Below are 18,880 nucleotides of genomic sequence, written 5' to 3'. Positions count from 1 at the left end.
GGCGGGGTGGGGCGGACCTCTTCGCCACCGCAGCCGGCCAGCAGGCCGAGCAGGGCGACGGACAGCAGCACACGGGGGCGGAACAGGCTCATCGGCAGTGCGCTCGCGGCGCCGGGTTCAGGAAAGGGCGCCAGCATACCGAAGGCGTGGCAGGGCGGGCAGGGTGGGTCGGCTCCCCATTCATGAAATGCGGGCGATAGATGCCGGCCTTGGCCGGCGCTTGCACAATCCAGTGCCGACCAAGGTCGGCACCTACCGATATCCCGCGCTCAGAACCGGCGCGCCGTCCGGCCTCCGGCCCACTCAGCCCAGCAGCGAATTCTCGCCGCGGCTCTTGCCGCCGCCCTGCGGCGCGGCCATCCACATGCGCCCGGCCAGGCGCGAGAACGGCAGCGACTGCAGCCAGACCTTGCCCGGCCCGGTCAGGGTGGCCAGGAACACGCCCTCGCCACCGAACAGCACGCTTCGGATGCCTTTGACCCGGCGCACGTCCATGTCCACGGTCGGGTGGTAGGCGACGATGCAGCCGGTATCGACATCCAGGCGTTCGCCGGCGGCCAGCTCGCGCTCGACCACGCAGCCGCCGGCATGGATGAACACCCAGCCGTCGCCCTCCAGCTTCTGCATGATGAAGCCCTCGCCGCCGAACAGGCCGGTCATGATCTTGCGCTGGAACTGCACGCCGATCTGCACGCCGCGCGCGCCCGCCAGGAAGCTGTCCTTCTGGCAGATCAGGCGACCGCCGTGCTGGTCCAGCTTCATCGCCAGCACGGTGCCGGGATAGGGCGCGGCGAAGGCGACCTTGCCGCGGCCCTGGCCGGTCTGCGTGTAGACGGTGGCAAACAGGCTCTCACCGGTCAGCACGCGCTTGCCGGCGGCCATCACCTTGTCCATGAAACCGCTGCCCTGGCCACCGCGTGCGCCGCCGCCGAAGACGGTATCCATCTGCACCGAAGCGTCCTTGAACATCAACGCGCCGGCCTCGGCCACCGCACCCTCGCCGGAGTCCAGTTCGATTTCCACGAACTGCATTTCATGGCCGACGATGCGGAAATCGATGCGGTCGGCACGGCTGCCGGTTGACGCTGTTGTGACTGCGGGCGCGACTGCGGGCATCGGCGGTGGGACTGCTGTGGCGGTGCCGGCCTGCTGCAGGGCGACGATTTCGGACACTGGTGTCCACCCTGTCATGCCCTGGCACCAGGCCAGCGCGCGCGGATTGGCCTGTGCGAAGCGGCGCGCGGCCTCTTCGTCGAACGGGCCGACACGGTCGGCCTGGCCGGGAGCATGGAAGTACCACTGGGTCATCGCAGCAGGTCCGTTGCGGGGGAAAACCCCGAGTCTAGCGGCAGCTTCCGGCGGCGCGCGAGGCCGCCATGAACGATCGGCATTTGCGAGGGAGGTGCTGTATTGCAACAATTATCTGGTAGCGCCGTTTTACCACCCCTCCAAACACAGCCTACCGCCATGTCTCCGACCCGTACTTCCCGTGGCCGCTCTCCGGTCGCGCGCCCGCTCGTTGTCGCTCTTTCCGCCCTGCTGCCGCTGGCAGCAGCCGCCCAGGAAACCCCCGCCGCCAAGGATCCGGTCGCCCTCGATGCGCTGCAGGTGACTGCACAACGTCGCGTCGAGAACGCCAAGGACGTGCCGGTTGCGATCAGCGCGATCCAGGGCGAAAAGCTCGACGTGCTCGGTTCGGCGGGCGATGACATCCGCTTCCTTGCTGCGCGCGTGCCCAGCCTCAACATCGAATCGTCCTACGGCCGTGCCTTCCCGCGCTTCTACATCCGCGGCCTGGGCAACACCGATTTCGACCTCAATGCATCGCAGCCGGTCTCGCTGGTGTACGACGATGTGGTGCAGGAAAGCCCGCTGCTGAAGGGCTTCCCGCTGTTCGACCTGGCCGGTGTGGAAGTGCTGCGCGGCCCGCAGGGCACCCTGTTCGGGCGCAACACCCCGGCCGGCGTGGTGAAGTTCGATTCGGCGCGTCCGTCGCAGGATGCCGATGGCTACGTGCGCGTGGGCTATGGCACCTACAACAGCTGGAACGTGCAGGGCGCCTACGGCGGCCCGCTGACCGACCGCTGGTCCGCACGCGTGTCGGCCATCTACCAGCGTCGCGACGACTGGGTCGACAACACCCGTGCCGGTGCGCCCAACAGCGGCTTCGAAGGCTATGACGAAGCCGCCGGCCGCGTGCAGTTCCTGTACGAAGGCGATGACTTCGAAGCGCTGTTCAACCTGCACAAGCGCAAGCTCAACGGTACCGCCCGCCTGTTCCGCGCCAACATCATCGAGAAGGGCGGCAACGCGCTGGTCGAGAACTTCGACCGCGACAAGGTCGCCAACGACGGCGTCAACTTCTCCGACCTGGAAACCTGGGGCGGCAGCGCGCGCCTGCAGTGGAACCTCGGTTCGGTGACCCTGCATTCGATCACTGGCTACGAGACCGCCGAATCGCTCAACCGCGGCGACATTGATGGCGGCTACGGCGCTGCGTTCCTGGGTGCAGGCAACTCCGGCCCGGGCCTGATTCCGTTCTCGTCCGAGTCGGCCGACGGCCTGCCGCACCACCGCCAGTGGACCCAGGAATTCCGCGTGGAATCCAACGAATGGGGCCGCTTCGACTGGCAGGCCGGCGTCTTCTACTTCGATGAAGACGTCACCATCAACAACTTCAACTACGACTCGCTGACCCCGGGCAATCCGCAGACCGGCCACGTGGTGCAGCAGCAGCGCAACAAGGCGTGGGCGGTGTTCGCGTCGGGCGACTTCGATGTCACCGAGCGCTTCAAGCTGCGTGCCGGCGTGCGCTACACCCAGGACAAGAAGGACTTCAGCGCCAGCGTGCTGCAGGCCGTGCCGTTCGGTACCCCGGTCAGTGGCCCGTACCTGGCCAACACCGACGTCAACGACGTCAGCTGGGATGTCAGCGGCGTGTACAAGCTGACCGACAACGTCAATGCCTATGCGCGCGTGGCCAAGGGCTTCCGTGCACCGTCGATCCAGGGTCGCCTGGCGTTCGCGCCGGGCCTGTCGCAGGCCGATTCGGAGAAGGTGATTTCGTACGAAGCCGGCATCAAGGCCGACCTGTTCGAGCGTCGCGCACGCCTGGGCTTCAGCGTGTTCCGCTACGACGTGGACGGCCAGCAGCTGATCGCCGTCGGTGGCACCAACAACACCGCCACCCTGCTCAACGCCGACAAGACCATCGGCCAGGGCGTCGAGCTGGACCTGGAAGCCTACCTGGCCGACAACGTGCTGCTGACCTTCGGCAGCAGCTACAACGACACCGAGATCAAGGACAAGAACCTGGCGGTGGCGGTCTGTGGCGGCGGCTGCACCATCACCGACCCGACCACCATCATCAATGGCGGCACCTACGCCCTGGTCAACGGCAATCCGCTGCCGCAGGCGCCGAAGTGGATCCACAACGCGACCCTGCGCGTGGGCTTCCCGCTCAGCGATGGCAGCGAGCTGTATGCCTACACCGACTGGGCCTACCGCAGCGCGGTCAACTTCTTCATCTACGAGTCGCCGGAGTTCCGTGGCCGCAGCTCGCTGGAAGGTGGCCTGCGCCTGGGTTACAACTGGGATTACGGCCAGTACGACGTGGCGGTGTTCGGCCGCAACCTGACCAACCAGATCCGCGTGGTCGGTGCGATCGACTTCAACAACCTGACCGGCTTCCTCAACGAGCCGCGTACCTGGGGCGTGGAGTTCACCGCGAAGTTCTGATGCGGTTGCAGCAGTGATGCAATGAAGAAGGGCCGGCGCAATGCCGGCCCTTCTGTTTTCTGCTTCCTGTAGAGCCGAGCCTGCGCTCGGCTGCTCTGAGCCGAGCATGGCTTGGCTCTACAGAGGCATGGCTTACAGCGCGCTCTGCGGGCGCACCTTCAGCACCGCGTTCTCGGTGGCGCAGTCACGGCTGGAATGCAGGCCGGCCTTGCGCGCGGCAGCGATTTCCTTGCGTGCAGCCAGCAGATCCTTGTTGAACGCAGCGTTGTCATGCAGACGGGCGACGGCAGCCGCGCCCATGAAGCGGCCTTCGAGGATGTCGCTCTGCCAGTGCACGTTGCACACCAGGCGGCTCTCGCCGTAGTTGCGGCCGCGTGCCTGGATGGCATCGGCGCGGTCCGGTGCGATCTCCGACAGGATCAATGCCCATGCCCAGCCGATCGAGGTGTGGCCGGACGGATAGGAACCGTTGCTGCGCAGCCCCTCCTCATCCTTCGGCGAGCAGGTCGGCTCGCCGTTGACCATGAACGGACGCGGGCGCTTGTACGTGTTCTTGGCGGCCTTGGTAGCAGCACTGGCGTCGATGCGGCTGCGCTCCAGCAGGCGGTACAGGGCCGGGGTCTTCACTGCATCGACGTCGACGTCGGCGGCGCAGGAAAAGTGGTTGGCGCCTTCCGGGAAGCCGAGTTCGGCATCGACACCGGCCTGGGCGAAACGCGGGCTGCCGCGCAGCGCACGTGCCTCGCGGCTGACCTGCTCATCCAGCGCGAAGGCGGCCGAGCCGGCGGCCGGTGGCGCAGGCACCAGATCGATGCTGGCCGGCACTGCGCTCTTGTCCAGGTAGCCCACGGCCTTGGTGGTGATGTTGGCTTCGACGGCGGTCGGCTTGCTGGCGGTGGCGGCACAGCCGGCCAGCGACAGCGCGATGGCCAGGCCGAGCAACGGACGGACAGGGGGGAGGATCGACGACATGGGAAGACTCGGGCTGGGAACTCGCCGGCCATGATCGCAGCCTCGATTGTCGGTCGCAGCGTCCATCGGTCATACGGCCAGACCCGGCATGGTCAGCCGCTGGGCGATGAAAACAGTCATCAAGTGTCGGCAATCTCCTGAATCCCGGCGCAGCGCACGGACTTTCACGCGCTGCCGCCATGAGCATCAGGTCACAGCCGGGCCGGGGGGATCCGCTGAAAGGGAGAGAAGCGATGCGCAGCACCGCAACAGGAAGTACCGTCCTGGCCCTGGTCCTGGGGCTGGCGACCGCCCCGGCGCAGGCCGCCGATGTCTACGGCGTGGCCTTCGTGCATGGCACCGGCGCGCAGACCAATGCCACGCAGGACTACTGGCAGCCGGCGATCATCGACACCGTCCGCCAGGGCCTGCCGAACAGCAGCAACTACGTGGTCATCAACTGCGACTTCACCCAGTACATGTGGAAGCCGGAAGCGGCCGGTTGCCTGGCCAACCAGCTCACCGGCTTCATCGACAGCCGTGGCATCACCCAGCTGGTGGTGATCACCCACTCCAACGGCGGCAACGTGATGCGCTGGATCCTGTCCAACCCCACCTACGACAGCCGCTACCCGAAGATCATCAACCGGGTGCGCAAGGTCACTGCGCTGGCGCCCTCGTCGGCGGGTACGCCGCTGGCCGACGCCGTGCTCAACGGCAATACCTTCGAAACCTCGCTGGGTTGGCTGCTGGGCTACAAGAGCGATGCCGTGCGCATGCAGCAGGTGGGACACATGGCCACCTACAACGCGCAGAACCTGTACGGCACCGCCGGCCGCCCGGCCCTGCCCAAGCCGTTCCGCGCCGTGGTCGGCAGCGATGTCGAGTCGGCGGTGTGGGACAGCAACAGCTACTGCGGTGGCTACGCCGCCAATGTCGGCCTGGAGTTCACCCAGAACTGGCTGTCGTCGTGCTCGGACGGTTTCCTGGAATGCAGCAGCCAGAAGGCGGCCGGCACCCTGTGGTTCACCGACAAGGCGCGCACCCAGGGCGCCGAGCCGCTCAGCCATAACCAGAGCCGCCGCGAGTGCTTCGGCCTCGGCAGCATCCTGCGCAACGACCTGACCCAGTGAGGGAGATGACCATGACGATCCATTCCACCCTGCTGGCTGCCGCCGTGCTGGCGGTCCTTTCCACCGCATCGGCGCAGGCCGCGCAGCCGCTGCGCGTCGCCGCTGGCGACCAGATTCCCGCTGGCCTGGTGGCCGCGCCGCTGCCGGCTGATGAAAGCGAGCACGCGCCACTGGCCTTCGCCTGGGCACTGGACCCGGCGCAGCCATTGCAGGCCCCCGGCCCCCAGGCCGCGATCAGCCGCAGCTACTGGCAGCAGGTCGACGGTGCCGAGCTGCAGCGCGGCCTGGAACTGCCGCTGAGCGCACCCGATGCGGTGATCCAGCTCAGCCCGGCGCCGGGCGCCCGCGCGCTGCCGGCCAGCGCGCTGCAGGTGCGTGATCCGGCGGGGCGCAGCAGCGTTGCGCGCAGTGTCGATGCACGCCAGCTGCAGGATGCGGGCATGCCGGTCAGCGATGGCAGCAGCATGCTGCGCACCGGTACCACCAGCGCAGCTGGCGCTTACCGGCTGCAGAGCGCGCAGGCGCAGGGCCGCTACGTGGTGCAGGTGCTGGAGCCCAACAGCCCGCTGCGGTTGGAAGTGCAGGCCAGCCAGGCGCAGGTGCTGGCCGGTGGCAACGTGCAGCTGCAGGCGCGTCTGCTGGAAGACGGGGCCAGCGCGGCGGCGTTGCGCACACGACGGGGCAGCCTCGGCGGTGAAGCGTTGCTGGTCGCACCCGATGGCCGCAGCTGGCCGCAGCGGCTGCTGCGCACCACCGATGGCAGCCTGCGTGCACAGGTGAGGATTCCGGCCGAGGCCAGCAACGCACAGGGCCTGTGGGAACTGCAGGTGTTCGCCCAGGCCGACGGCGTGCTGCGCGATGGCAAGGTCGCCTTCGCGGTGGCCAGGCCGACCGCCCGCTTCGTCGGCCAGGCCATGCCCGATCCGGCCAGCCGCCAGGTCAGCCTGCCGTTGCAGGTGGCCGCCGCTGGCCGCTACGAGGCGCGCGGCACGCTGTATGCCACCGCAGCCAACGGCCAGTTGCAGCCGGTGGCGCAGGCCCATGCCGCAGCGTGGTTCGATGGCCCGGGCCGCGGCGCGCTGGTGCTGCCGTTCGACCAGGCTGCGTTGCCTGCCGGCTTCGGTGCCCCCTATGAACTGCGCGACCTGCAGCTGCAGGACCAGAGCCGGATGGCACCGATCGAGTCGCGCGCGCTGGCGTTGCGGTTCTGAAGCAGGGCGTGGCGGGCCGGATGTCCGGCCCGCCACGGAGGCGCTGTCACCCCGCGTAGGCGGTCAGCCGCCCTTCCTGTTCCACCACCGTGATCGCGCCGCCGAACACGGCCGACAGCGGTTCGTCGCGCAGCAGCTCGGCGCGCGCGCCATCGGCCACTACGCGGCCGTCGCGCAGCAGCACCACCCGCTCGATCTCGGGAATCACTTCCTCGATGTGGTGCGTGACCAGCACCAGGGTGATGCCCTGCTGGGCGAGCACGCGCATGGTGGCGATCAACTGCTGGCGGGCCACCAGGTCCAGCCCGGTGGAGGGTTCATCCAGCAGCAGCGCCTGCGGCCGGTTGACCAGCGCGCGGGCGATCAGCACGCGGCGGGTCTCGCCGGCCGACAGTTCGGCGTAGGCACGCTCACGCAGGCCCGATGCACCGGTCATCGCCAGGGTCTCGCCCACCCGCGTGCGCATATCGGCGGTGACCTCGCGGAACGCCGGCACCATGTAGCTGGCGAAGAACCCCGACAGCACTGCCTGCTCCACCGTCAGCCCCGGCATGTCGGCCAGGTTGCTGCTGAGGTCGCCAGTGACGATGCCCAGCTGCGAACGCAGCCGGTCGACCTGCCAGCGGTTCTGCCCCAGCACCTTCACCGCCACCGTGCCGTCGGCCTGCGCCAGCGGATACAGCTCGCGGGTGATCAGCTTGATGAAGGTGGACTTGCCACAGCCATTGGGGCCGAGCAGGGCGGTGTGCTGGCCCTGCGCGATGCGCAGGCTCAGCCCGTGCAGGACCTTCACCTGGCCGCGCATCACGCTGGCGCGGTCCAGTTCGATCAAGGGCGGCAGGTCCCCGGCGGATGGGGCAGGGTCTACGGCGCGGATGCGCGGATCAAGGCTCGACAACACGGGTCCCCAACTGTGAACGAAGCCACGGAATGGCGCTGCCAATCCAGCGGTGCAAGGTGCAGTTTGCAACGCAAGCGCCCATGATGTCTTCCATACCTGTGTCGCTCTGGAGAGCCGCCATGCCTGATGCCCTGATGTCCCTGCTGACCGGTGGCGTGCTGGGCCTGGGCTGGTGGCAGCTGGCCCTGGTGCTGCTGGTCTTCACCCAGCTCACGATCTTCTCGGTCACCCTCTACCTGCACCGCAGCCAGGCGCATCGGGGCGTGGACTTCCACCCGGTGGTCGCGCACTTCTTCCGCTTCTGGACCTGGCTGACCACCTCGATGATCACAAAGGAATGGGTGGCGATCCATCGCAAGCACCACGCCAAGGTGGAAACCGAGGACGACCCGCACAGCCCGGTCACCCGTGGCATCGGCCAGGTGTTCTGGCGCGGCGTGGAGCTCTACCGCGAAGCACGCGGCATGCGCGCGGACATCGAACAGTACGGTCGCGGCACGCCGGACGACGCGATCGAGCGCCGCCTGTACACCCCCTATGCCACCTTCGGCCCGGTGCTGCTGTTTGCGGTCAACACGGTGCTGTTCGGCCTGCCGGGCATCGCCCTGTGGGCGATCCAGATGGCGTGGATTCCGTTCTGGGCCGCCGGCGTGGTCAATGGCCTGGGCCACTGGTGGGGCTACCGCAACTACGAGTCGGCCGACACCTCCACCAACCTGACGCCGTGGGCGTTCTGGATTGGTGGCGAGGAACTGCACAACAACCACCATGCGTTCCCCAGCTCGGCGCGCTTTGCGATGCGGCGCTGGGAGTTCGACATCGGCTGGAGCGCGATCCGCCTGCTGCAGGCAGTGCGCCTGGCCAAGGTATTGCGGGTGGCACCGGCCATGGACGTGCGCCCGAACATCGCCGTGCCCGACGCCGATACCCTGAAAGCCCTGTTGTCGCATCGCTTCCAGGCGATGACCGACTACCAGCGCAACGTGTTCATGCCGGCATTGCGCGAGGAAGCACGACACGCCGGTGCCAAGCTGCGCCGCTTGCTGCCGCGCCGGCTGCGCCGTGGCCTGGTCAACGACGGCCGCTGGCTGAAGCCGGACAGCCGCGCGCAGCTCAGCGAATGGGTCGCCCAGCGCCCACGTATCCGTACCTTGGTGGAATACCGCGCGCGCCTGGCAACGCTGCTGGAAGCGCGTGGCCACGATGCCGCCGAGCGCCTGCGTCAACTGCAGGCCTGGTGCCGCGAGGCCGAGGAAAGCGGCATTGCCGCGCTGCAGGCCTATGCCGCGCGACTGAAGGGTTACACCCTGGTGGGCGGATGAGGGCTGCGCTGACGGTGTTGTTGCTGGTCGCGGTCTGGGCGCCTGCTGTGCAGGCCCAGGTCAGCGACACCGCCAGCTACCTGCAACGCATGGACAGCGACGGCGACGGCAAGGTCAGTGAAGCCGAGTACCTGCAGTGGATGCTGTACGCCTTCGATCGCATGGATCGCAACGGCGATGGCGTGCTGAGTGCCGACGAGCTGCCCGGCGGCAAGGGCAGGGCCATCACCCGCGAACAGCAGCGGCAGACGATCGTGCAGCGCTTCCACAAGCAGGACGCCAACGGCGATGGGTTCCTGGATGCGCGCGAACTGGCTGCACCACCACGCTGAGCGGGCATAGAATCGTGCCATGCCCGAACTGCCCGAAGTAGAAACCACCCGCCGCGGCCTGGCGCCGCACCTGCAGGGCCGCCGCGTGCATGGGGTGATCCTGCGCCGCGCCGACCTGCGCTGGCCGATTCCGCCGGAAGTGGCCGAGCTGCTGCCCGGCCAGCGCATCGAAGACGTGCGCCGCCGCGCGAAGTACCTGCTGCTGGATACCGCCATCGGCAGTGCCGTACTGCACCTGGGCATGTCCGGCAGCCTGCGCGTGCTGCCCGGCGACACCCCGCTGCGCGCGCACGACCATGTGGACATCAGTCTGGACAACGGCCGCCTGCTGCGTTTCAACGACCCGCGTCGCTTCGGCAGCCTGCTCTGGCAGCCGGCCGGCGAGATCCATCCGTTGCTGCAGGCGCTGGGCCCGGAACCGCTGGATGACGCCTTCGACGGCGACTACCTGTTCGCCCGCAGCCGGGGCCGCAGCGCGCCGGTGAAGACCTTCCTGATGGACCAGGCGGTGGTGGTCGGCGTGGGCAACATCTACGCGGCCGAAAGCCTGTTCAAGGCTGGCATCAGCCCGCTGCGCGAAGCGGGCAAGGTCACCCGCGAGCGCTACCGGCGGCTGGCCACGGCAGTGAAGGAGACGCTGGACTACGCGATCACCCGTGGTGGCACCACCCTGCGCGATTTCATCAGCCCCGACGGCGCGCCGGGCTACTTCGAGCAGGAGCTGCTGGTGTACGGCCGCGATGGCCTGCCGTGCCCCAGCTGCGGGCGCCCGCTCAAGCACGCGATGATCGGCCAGCGCGCAAGCGTGTGGTGCAGCCGCTGCCAGCGCTGAACGTCTTCATGCGCTGCACACGCGCAGCGCTATAGTCCAGCCGACATCCGCTGCGGGGGAGCGTTGGCGATGGACGAAGGCCCGGATATCACTGTCTGGCTGGATGCTGCACGCGGCGGCGATCGCGCCGCGCTCGACCGCGTGCTCACCACCCTGTACCAGGAGCTGCACAGCATGGCCCGGCGGCAGCTGGCCGGGCAGCAGGGGCGCACCCTGGATGCGACCTCGCTGGTCCACGAGTCCTACCTGAAGCTGCTGGGCAGCCGCGGTGCGGCACGCTTCGAGGACCGTGCGCACTTCTTCGCCTATGCGGCGTCGGCGATGCGCAGCGTGGTCGTCGATTACGCGCGCAACCGCTTGGCGCGCAAGCGCGGTGGCGACCTCAAGCGGGTGGCCGAGATTCCCGAGAACAGCAGCAGCGGCGTGCGCCTGGACGAGGACCTGCTGGCCCTCGATGTTGCGTTGGAACGCCTGCAGGCCGTCGATGCGCACCTGGCCAAGGTCGTGGAGCTGCGCTACTTCGCGGGCCTGTCCGAGCTGGAGATCGCCGAGCTGAGCCAGCGCTCGGAACGCAGCATCCGCCGCGACTGGCAGAAGGCGCGGCTGTTCCTGCTGGCCGCGATGCGCAGCGACTGACACCAGCCCGAACACGCCGATGGACGCCGCCCGCTGGCAGCAATTGTCGTCCTGGCTGGACCAGCTGCTGGAGCTGGCACCCGCCGCCCGCCAGCTGCGCCTGCAGCGCTTGAGTGCGCAGGACCCGACGCTGGGCCGCGAGCTGGAACACCTGCTGCAGCAGGAAGCCGACAGCCACGAGTTCATGGCCCAGCCGCTGTGGACCGCCACACCGCCGGGCCGTGCCGGCAGCGAGGTCGGCCCCTATCGGCTGCTGCACCCGCTCGGCGAAGGTGGCATGGGCGAAGTCTGGTTGGCCGAGCGCTGCGATGGCCTGTACCAGCGCCAGGTTGCACTGAAGCTGCTGCGCAGCGGCGTCGCCGATCCCGGCCTGCGCCAACGCTTCGGCCGCGAGCGGCAGATCCTGGCCCGCCTGCAGCACCCGCATCTGGCCCAACTGCTGGACGCCGGGGTGGACCAGCAAGGGCAGCCTTACCTGGCGCTGGATTACGTCGAAGGCGAGCCGATCAGCGACTACTGCCGGCGCCTGCAACCGCCGCTGGAAACGCGTCTGCAGCTGATGCTGCAGGTCTGCGCGGTGGTCAGCCATGCACATGCCAACCTGGTGGTGCACCGCGACCTGAAGCCCTCCAACATCCTGGTACGCGCCGATGGCACGGTGAAGCTGCTCGACTTCGGCATCGCCAAGCTGCTCGACCACGACGACCCGAACGCGGCCCATCCGGCCACCGAAATCCGCGCGTTCACCCTGCACTACGCCGCGCCGGAACAGGTGCGTGGCGAGGCGGTGACGACCTTGACCGACGTCTATTCGCTGGGCGTGGTGCTGTTCGAGGTGGTCACCGGGCACAAGCCCTATCGCCTGCGCCGGCACAGCGACGCGGAATGGGAGCGCTCGATCCTGGATGTGCAGGCGCCACGTGCCTCGGCGCTGCTGCAACGGCTGGCCGCCGAGCCGGGAGCGCCGAAACGGGCCCTGCAGCGGCAGGCGAGGCGATTAAGGGGCGATCTGGACGTACTGTTGGAAAAGGCCCTGCAGAAGGACCCGCAGCAGCGCTACAGCTCGGCCGAGGCGCTGGCCGGCGACCTGCGCCGCTACCTGCAGGGGCAGCCGATCCAGGCGCGACCACCGGGCGTGGGTTACCGGGTGCGCAAGTACATTGGCCGCCATCGCTGGGGCGTGGCCTTGGCGACGCTGTCGGTGTTGGCGCTGCTGCTGACCACGTCCATCGCCCTGTGGCAGGCGCGCCAGGCGCGGGTGGAAATGGCGCGTGCGCAGGCCATGCAGGATTTCACCGTGGGTCTGTTCGACAAGGCGGCCAGCCAGCGCCACGGCCATTTCGACGTGCCGCAGCTGCTGGCCACTGGTCAGCAACGGGGCGAAGCCGAACTGGCTGACCAGCCGCTGGCGCTGGCCGAGCTGCAGGGGGTGATCGGCCGCCTGCGCATCGGCCTGGGCGACTACCAGCTGGCGCTGCAGACGCTGGACCAGCAGCGCCGCCTGCTGCAGGAGGTGGGCGAGGTGCCGCCGGCGCTGCAGATCGAGGCGGTGACCCAGCGCGGGCGCGCGTTGCGCATGCTCGGCCGCGGGCGCGAGTGCCTGGCGCACCTGCAGCCGCTGCAACCGCTGGCAGCCAGCGAGGCGGCGGCCCTGCCGGCGGCCGTAGCCGAATTCCACAGCCAGCTCGGACGGTGCCAGGCCCAGCTGGGTGATGCCGATGCGGCGCGCCGGTCGTTCCAGCAGGCGCTGGCGCTGCGCCACCAGGGGATGGTCGAGCGCTTCGGGCGTGCTGAATCACTGGCCGACCTGGCCGCGCTGGACGCCACCGCCGGGCGCCTGCCGGCTGCGCTGGCCGGGTACCGGCAGGCGCTGGCCCTGCTCGGCCAGCGCGCCGACGCCAGCAGCCCGCAGGTGATCAGCCTGCACCGGCAACTGGGCGATGTGCTGGCCCGCCAGGGCGACACCAAGGCGGCAGCGGCCGAGCTGGAGCTGGCCTGGCAGGCAGCGCAGGATGCATGGGGACCGCGCCACCCGGAGGCGCTGGTGGTACGCCGCGCACGCGCGCTGCTGGCCCTGCAGCGCGGCCAGCGCACGCTGGCCGGCCAGGAACTGCGGCAGGTGCAGGCACAGCTGCTCGGCGCCCTGGGGCCGGATCATCGTGAGATCGGCTACGGCGAGTTCGCCCTCGGCAAGTGGGCCAGCGCCAGCGACGACCCCTCGGCAGCGGCGGCGCACTACGCCCGTGCGGTGGCGATCTGGCGCCAGCCCGACCACATCGCATTGCTGCCGCAGGCGCTGCTGGCACAGGGTCAGGCCCTGCAGGAGGCCGGCCAGACCGCACAGGCCCGCAGCGTGCTGGCCGAGGCGCGACAGCTGCTGCTGGCCCAGCGCGGGCCACAGGCGCCGGCCCTGCAGGAGCTCGATGCGCGCATCGCGGCATTGGCACAGGCTGAACAGCGCATCGATTCCACCGCTGCCCGTTAACGTTTGTCTGCCTATGATGGCCGACCTTCCCTTTGCTCCCGCGCCTGCATGCAACGACGCGACTTCATCCGCAATGCCTCCCTGGCCCTGGCCGCCTTTGGCCTGCCGTCACTGCCGGCCTGCGCGGCCAGCAAGAGTGGCCAGCTTGGGCTGCGCCGGCTTGGCCAGCCGCAGCCGTTCGATTTCGCCGCCCTGAAGGGGCAGGCGCGCGCGCTGGCACAGGCGCCGTACAAGAGCCACAAGCGGGTGCTGCCGGGCAAGCTGGAGGCGCTGGACTGGGACCAGTACCAGTCGATCGGCTACCGCCAGGACCATGCCCTGTGGGCCGACCAGCCGGGAAAATTCCAGGCCAAGTTCTTCCATCTGGGCCTGTACTTCCATTCGCCGGTGCGCATGTACGACGTGGTCGACGGCAAGGCGCAGGAACTGGCCTATGACGGCGCCGCGTTCAACTACGGCAAGAGCGGGTTGAAGAACGGTGAGCTGCCGGCCGACATCGGCTTTGCCGGGTTCCGGTTGAACACGCGCAAGGACACCGATCGTGATTTCGCCGCGTTCCTGGGGGCCAGTTACTTCCGCGCAGTGGGCAAGGAAGGCCAGTACGGCCAGTCTGCGCGTGGCCTGGCCATCGACACCGGCATGGGCAAGCCCGAGGAATTCCCGGACTTCATCGCCTATTACCTGGAACAGCCTGCGGCCGACTCGGACACCATCATCGTCTACGCGCTGCTGGATTCGCCCAGCGTGGCCGGTGCTTACCGTTTCGCCGTCACCAACGGCGATGTGCTGCTGATGGACATCGACAGCGCGCTGTACCCGCGCAAGACCATCGAGCGGCTGGGCATCGCGCCCTGCACCAGCATGTACCAGGTGGGCGAGAACGACCGCCGCATGGGCTGGGACTGGCGCCCGGAGATTCACGATACCGACGGCCTGTCGCTGTGGACCGGCGCCGGCGAATGGATCTGGCGGCCGCTGCTGAACCCGCGCAACCTGCGCTTCAACATGTTCGTCGACCGCAATCCGCGTGGCTTCGGCCTGCTGCAGCGTGACCGCAACTTCGACCACTACCAGGACGACGGCGTGTTTTACGAGAAGCGTCCGTGCCTGTGGGTGGAGCCGAAGGGTGACTGGGGCGAGGGCTCGGTGCAGCTGGTGGAGATTCCCACCGTCGACGAAACCTTCGACAACATCGTGGCCTTCTGGAACCCGAAGGAAAAGCCGCAGCCTGGCCAGGAACTGCTGGTCGGCTACCGCCTGTACTGGGGCGCACAGCCGCCGGCGCATACGCCGCTGGCCCACTGCGTGGCCAGCCGCACCGGCCTGGGCGGAGTGATCGGCAAGAAGCGGGAGTATTTCTCGTGGCGTTTCGCGGTGGACTTCGAAGGCGGCGAACTGGCCGGCCTGATCGACAAGGCTGACGTCGAAGCGGTTGTCGAAACCAGCCGTGGCCGGGTGGAGATCGTCTCGGCGCGGCCGTTGCGCGAGATCAAGGGTTACCGCGCGATGTTCGACCTGGTGCCGCCGGAGGGCAGCAGCGAGCAGATCGACATCCGCCTGTACCTGCGCAGTGGCGGCAAGACCCTCACCGAAACCTGGCTGTACCAGTACACCCCGCCACCGGCAGGCGCGCCGGAGCGCACGCTGTACTGAAGTAGAGCGGTGCCGGCCAAGCGCCGGCACCCTTGATTCAGGGCTTGGCGTCGGTGGCGTGCGATTGCGTAGGCACACCCACTTCCACCGTGCCACGGCGGATCTTCATCCAGGTTTCGTCCTGCCAGCGCTCGTACTGCTTCGGATCCCAGTACTTGGGGTCATACAGGCGGTCGGCCTTGATCGTGCGGGCTATGCCGCCGTCCATGTACACGATGTCCACATTGTTGGACATCGAGCCTACGCGGCTGCCGGTCATCTCGCGTCGTCCCTTCCTCAGCACTTCGGCCATGCGCGGGCGCGCGACCTCGTCGCCATATTCGGCGCGCAACGCGCTTGCCTGCGCCCGCGCGGCGTCGTGCTGTTCCAGCGGCAGGGTCGCCCAGTACTCGTTGCGCAGGTCCACGAACAGCGGGTAGCCGCGTTCGGCGGCGACGTCCATCCACGCATAGGCCATGACCGGATTGCGTGGCTGTTCGACGCCATACCAGTACATCTCACCCAGGTAGCCCTGCGCGGGCTTGTCGGCATAGCGTGCGGCCAGCCGGAAGTTGTCCATCGCGCCGTTGACGTCGTTGCGGCGCAGGGCGTTGACGCCCCACTGCCGATACATCATGTCCGGATGGCTGTCCATGAAACCAGCACCGATCACGGCCGCGTCCTCTTCGCCGGACGGACGCTCGGCCGCAGTGGCGAACAGGGGCAGGAACAACACGGGAAGCAACAGCAGGGCGGGGCGCATGACGGACATCCAGTTCGGCAGCAGGTAGTGCCGCAGCCTAGGTCCGACCACGCGGTCTTGTAAACCGCAGGACGTCATGGCCCGTGAAGGGCCATGCGCTACAACGGCAGCGGTGCCTGCGCCGGATCGATGCGGCCCTCGCCCCGGGTGATCTTCTTGAACTCGGCGCGGCTGACCGACACGTAGCGCTCGTTGCCGCCGATCTCCACCTGCGGGCCGTCCTGCACGGCATGGCCATGTTCGTCCACGCGCACGGTCATGGTCGCCTTCTTGCCGCTGTGGCAGATCGTCTTGATCTCCTGCATCTCGTCGGCCCAGGCCAGCAGGTACTGGCTGCCCTCGAACAGCTCGCCGCGGAAATCGGTGCGCAGGCCATAGCACAGCACCGGGATGCGCAGCTGGTCGACCACTTCGCTGAGCTGCCAGACCTGGCTGCGGCTGAGGAACTGCGCCTCGTCTACCAGCACGCAGCCCAGCGGCCCGTGGGCCTGCAGATCCTGGCTGACCCACTGCTGCAGGTCGGTGTCGCGTTCGAAGGCCATGCCGTCGGCGCGCAGGCCGATCCGCGAGGCGACCACGCCCGCGCCGGCACGGTCGTCCAGGCGCGGGGTCAGGATCGCCACCCGCATGCCGCGCTCGCGGTAGTTGTGCGCGCTCTGCAGCAGGGTGGTGGTCTTGCCGGCGTTCATCGCCGAATAGTAGAAATAGAGCTTGGCCATCGGCCGATTGTACGACGCCACCCGGCGCCGGCCGAAGCCGTTCAGCAAGCCCACCGGCCGGCGGCTGTGGCCGCCACCAACGCCCGCTACAATCGCACCCCAATGCACGGTCTCAATCCCCCCCAAGCTGCCGCCGTCCTCCACATCGAAGGACCGCTGCTGGTGCTCGCCGGCGCCGGCAGCGGCAAGACGCGCGTGATCGTGGAGAAGATCGCCCACCTGATCGGCTGTGGCCGCTACCCGGCCAAGCGCATCGCCGCGATCACCTTCACCAACAAGTCGGCCAAGGAAATGCGCGAGCGCGTGGCCAAGCGCCTGCGCGAGCAGGATGCCGATGAAGTGACCATCTGCACCTTCCATGCGCTGGGCCTGAAGTTCCTGCAGATCGAGCATGCCGCCGTCGGGCTCAAGCGCGGTTTCTCGATCTTCGATGCCGATGACGCGGCCGCGCAGATCAAGGACCTGATGTACGGCGCCAAGCCGGACGACATCGAGGACATGAAGAACCTGGTGTCGCGCGCCAAGAACGCCGGCCTGTCGCCGGAGCAGGCGATGGCCGCTGCGCGCAGCAACCGCGAGAAGGAAGCGGCCGGCATCTACGAGCGTTACCAGTTGCGCCTGAGCGCGTTCAACGCCGTGGACTTCGACGACCTGATCCGGTTGCCGGTGCAGATCCTGGAAGAGAACCCGGAGATCGCGCTGGCCTGGCGCGAACGCATCGGCTATCTGCTGGTCGACGAATGCCAGGACACCAACGATGCCCAGTACCGCCTGCTCAAGCAACTGGCCGGTGACAAGGGCAACTTCACCTGCGTGGGCGATGACGACCAGTCGATCTACGCCTGGCGTGGCGCCAACCCGGAAAACCTGCAACAGATGGGGCGCGATTACCCGGCCCTGGAAATCATCAAGCTGGAGCAGAACTACCGGTGTTCCAACCGCGTGCTGCGCGCGGCCAATGCGCTGATCGCCAACAATCCGCACGAACACCTGAAGAAGCTGTGGAGCGACCAGGCCGATGGCGAGCGCATCCGTGTGTGGGAGTGCCGCAACAGCGAACACGAGGCCGAGAAGGTCGCCGCCGAGATCGCGTTCGTGGCGCAGACGCGCAACGTGCCGTGGAGCGATTTCTGCATCCTGTTCCGCGGCAACTTCCAGTCGCGTCCGCTGGAAAAGGCGATGCAGCTGCTGCGCATCCCCTACCACCTGACCGGCGGCACGATGTTCCTGGAGCGCCAGGAAGTGAAGGACACGCTGGCCTGGCTGCGGCTGCTGGTGAACCCGGACGATGACACCGCGTTCCTGCGTGCGGTGCAGTCACCCAAACGTGAAGTCGGCGCCGGCACCCTGGCCAAGCTGGCCGAACTGGCTTCGGAAAAGGACATGCCGATGGCGCAGGCCGCCGAAGCGATCGGTGCGCTGCAGCAGTTGCCGCCGCGCGCGGCCAACAGCCTGGCGCGCTTCACCGACATCCTGCGTGACCTGCGTGCGCAGACGCGGCAGATCAGCTCCGGCGACATGATCCGCAAGGTGGCCAAGGAATCGGGCCTGCTCAGCGAGCTGCGCCAGCAGGCCAAGGAAGAAGCCAGCTACCAGCGTCGTGCCAACAACATTGAAGAGCTGGCGCAGTGGTTCGAGGGTGGCCCGCGTGGTGCCACCGCTGCCGATCTGGCCGGCCAGCTGGCGCTGTTGTCGCGCAGCGACAAGGACGAGGGCGGCAACCAGGTGCGGATGATGACCATGCACGCCTCCAAGGGTCTGGAATTCCCGTACGTGTTCATCGTCGGCTGCGAGGATGGCGTGCTGCCGCACCAGGTCAGCCTGGACGAGGGCAACCTGCAGGAAGAGCGGCGCCTGCTGTACGTGGGCATCACCCGCGCCAAGATCCAGCTGTGGATGAGCTACAGCAAGCTGACCCGCAAGTTCGGTGAGCACGTGCGGCTGAAGCCGAGCCGCTTCTTCGAGGAGATCCCGGCCGAGGAGATCCAGCGCGATGGCGCGGATCCGGTGGCGGATGCGGCGCGGAAGAAGGAGCGGGCGACGGCGGGGTTGGCGGCGATCGAGGCGTTGTTCGATTGATCTGCGAACGGCGCGGCCCCTCGTGGCTGGCACCCGCTGCAGCGTATTTGTGGTTGGCCGGGCGGGTGGGCTGGTCGGGACACGCCGTAAACCCATCCTTGGGGGCTCGGCCGCGGCATCCATGCCGCGGACGGTCCCGCCCAGCC

The 18,880-nt window shown here is 68.2% G+C and carries 15 protein-coding genes; 10 read left to right on the top strand and 5 right to left on the bottom strand.

Features of this window, described 5'->3' with window-relative positions:
* Nucleotides 1–303: 303 nt before the first annotated feature.
* Complete coding sequence (locus tag GIW57_RS21985) at nt 304–1,308, bottom strand: TIGR00266 family protein (protein WP_236512876.1); 1,005 nt, start codon at nt 1,306–1,308, stop codon at nt 304–306.
* A 159-nt stretch (nt 1,309–1,467) separates the two neighbouring features.
* Between GIW57_RS21985 and GIW57_RS21980 the strand changes: the two genes are divergently transcribed.
* Entirely contained in the window at nt 1,468–3,738 is a 2,271-nt protein-coding gene (locus GIW57_RS21980) for a TonB-dependent receptor (protein ID WP_236512874.1), read from the top strand.
* 132 nt (nt 3,739–3,870) lie between these two features.
* Here GIW57_RS21980 and GIW57_RS21975 read toward each other — a convergent pair whose 3' ends face one another.
* The gene (locus tag GIW57_RS21975; RefSeq protein WP_100461740.1) at nt 3,871–4,710 is read right to left on the bottom strand and encodes a phosphatase PAP2 family protein; all 840 of its coding nucleotides are present in this window, start codon (nt 4,708–4,710) and stop codon (nt 3,871–3,873) included.
* Between the two features lie 233 nt (nt 4,711–4,943).
* Here GIW57_RS21975 and GIW57_RS21970 point away from each other — a divergent pair, with 233 nt between their 5' ends.
* Nucleotides 4,944–5,822 (top strand): hypothetical protein, encoded by an 879-nt coding sequence (locus GIW57_RS21970; protein WP_089241829.1) that lies wholly within the window; start codon nt 4,944–4,946, stop codon nt 5,820–5,822.
* 11 nt (nt 5,823–5,833) lie between these two features.
* Nucleotides 5,834–7,033, top strand: coding sequence for a DUF4785 domain-containing protein (locus GIW57_RS21965; protein ID WP_100462710.1), 1,200 nt, complete (start codon nt 5,834–5,836; stop codon nt 7,031–7,033).
* Nucleotides 7,034–7,079: 46 nt separating this feature from the next.
* On the opposite strand, the gene GIW57_RS21960 is transcribed toward GIW57_RS21965, so the two are convergent.
* Nucleotides 7,080–7,838 carry an ATP-binding cassette domain-containing protein gene (locus GIW57_RS21960; RefSeq protein WP_236512878.1) on the bottom strand — a complete coding sequence of 253 codons (759 nt, stop codon included), beginning with the start codon at nt 7,836–7,838 and terminating at the stop codon, nt 7,080–7,082.
* Nucleotides 7,839–8,053: 215 nt separating this feature from the next.
* On the opposite strand from GIW57_RS21960, the gene GIW57_RS21955 reads away from it, so the two are divergent.
* The 6 genes from GIW57_RS21955 to GIW57_RS21930 all read left to right on the top strand — a co-directional run bounded on the left by GIW57_RS21955 (nt 8,054) and on the right by GIW57_RS21930 (nt 15,194).
* Complete coding sequence (locus GIW57_RS21955) at nt 8,054–9,256, top strand: fatty acid desaturase (protein ID WP_236512872.1); 1,203 nt, start codon at nt 8,054–8,056, stop codon at nt 9,254–9,256.
* Complete coding sequence (locus GIW57_RS21950; protein WP_100461743.1) at nt 9,253–9,588, top strand: EF-hand domain-containing protein; 336 nt, start codon at nt 9,253–9,255, stop codon at nt 9,586–9,588. Before GIW57_RS21955 ends, GIW57_RS21950 begins: the two co-directional genes overlap by 4 nt.
* Nucleotides 9,589–9,607: 19 nt before the next feature.
* Entirely contained in the window at nt 9,608–10,420 is an 813-nt protein-coding gene (gene mutM / locus GIW57_RS21945) for a bifunctional DNA-formamidopyrimidine glycosylase/DNA-(apurinic or apyrimidinic site) lyase (RefSeq protein ID WP_236512871.1), read from the top strand.
* Nucleotides 10,421–10,489: 69 nt separating this feature from the next.
* Nucleotides 10,490–11,056, top strand: a complete 567-nt coding sequence (locus GIW57_RS21940) for an ECF-type sigma factor (RefSeq protein WP_025875449.1) — start codon at nt 10,490–10,492, stop codon at nt 11,054–11,056.
* 19 nt (nt 11,057–11,075) lie between these two features.
* Nucleotides 11,076–13,541, top strand: a complete 2,466-nt coding sequence (locus GIW57_RS21935; RefSeq protein ID WP_236512869.1) for a serine/threonine-protein kinase — start codon at nt 11,076–11,078, stop codon at nt 13,539–13,541.
* A gap of 48 nt (nt 13,542–13,589) precedes the next feature.
* Nucleotides 13,590–15,194 (top strand): glucan biosynthesis protein D, encoded by a 1,605-nt coding sequence (locus tag GIW57_RS21930; protein WP_236512868.1) that lies wholly within the window; start codon nt 13,590–13,592, stop codon nt 15,192–15,194.
* Between the two features lie 37 nt (nt 15,195–15,231).
* On the opposite strand, the gene GIW57_RS21925 is transcribed toward GIW57_RS21930, so the two are convergent.
* Both GIW57_RS21925 and GIW57_RS21920 read right to left on the bottom strand, forming a co-directional pair.
* Nucleotides 15,232–15,936, bottom strand: coding sequence for a sel1 repeat family protein (locus GIW57_RS21925; RefSeq protein WP_236512866.1), 705 nt, complete (start codon nt 15,934–15,936; stop codon nt 15,232–15,234).
* A gap of 98 nt (nt 15,937–16,034) precedes the next feature.
* Nucleotides 16,035–16,655, bottom strand: coding sequence for a thymidine kinase (locus GIW57_RS21920; protein ID WP_236512865.1), 621 nt, complete (start codon nt 16,653–16,655; stop codon nt 16,035–16,037).
* Between the two features lie 102 nt (nt 16,656–16,757).
* Here GIW57_RS21920 and GIW57_RS21915 point away from each other — a divergent pair, with 102 nt between their 5' ends.
* Nucleotides 16,758–18,734: a UvrD-helicase domain-containing protein gene (locus GIW57_RS21915; RefSeq protein ID WP_025875440.1), complete on the top strand. Its 1,977-nt coding sequence runs from the start codon at nt 16,758–16,760 to the stop codon at nt 18,732–18,734.
* Nucleotides 18,735–18,880: the final 146 nt, after the last annotated feature.

This window comes from Stenotrophomonas sp. PA-6-5C (genome assembly GCF_021605635.1).
Classification (GTDB): domain Bacteria; phylum Pseudomonadota; class Gammaproteobacteria; order Xanthomonadales; family Xanthomonadaceae; genus Stenotrophomonas; species Stenotrophomonas lactitubi.
Note: the sequence above shows the minus strand (reverse complement) of the source record. Positions and strands in the feature narration are given on the sequence as shown.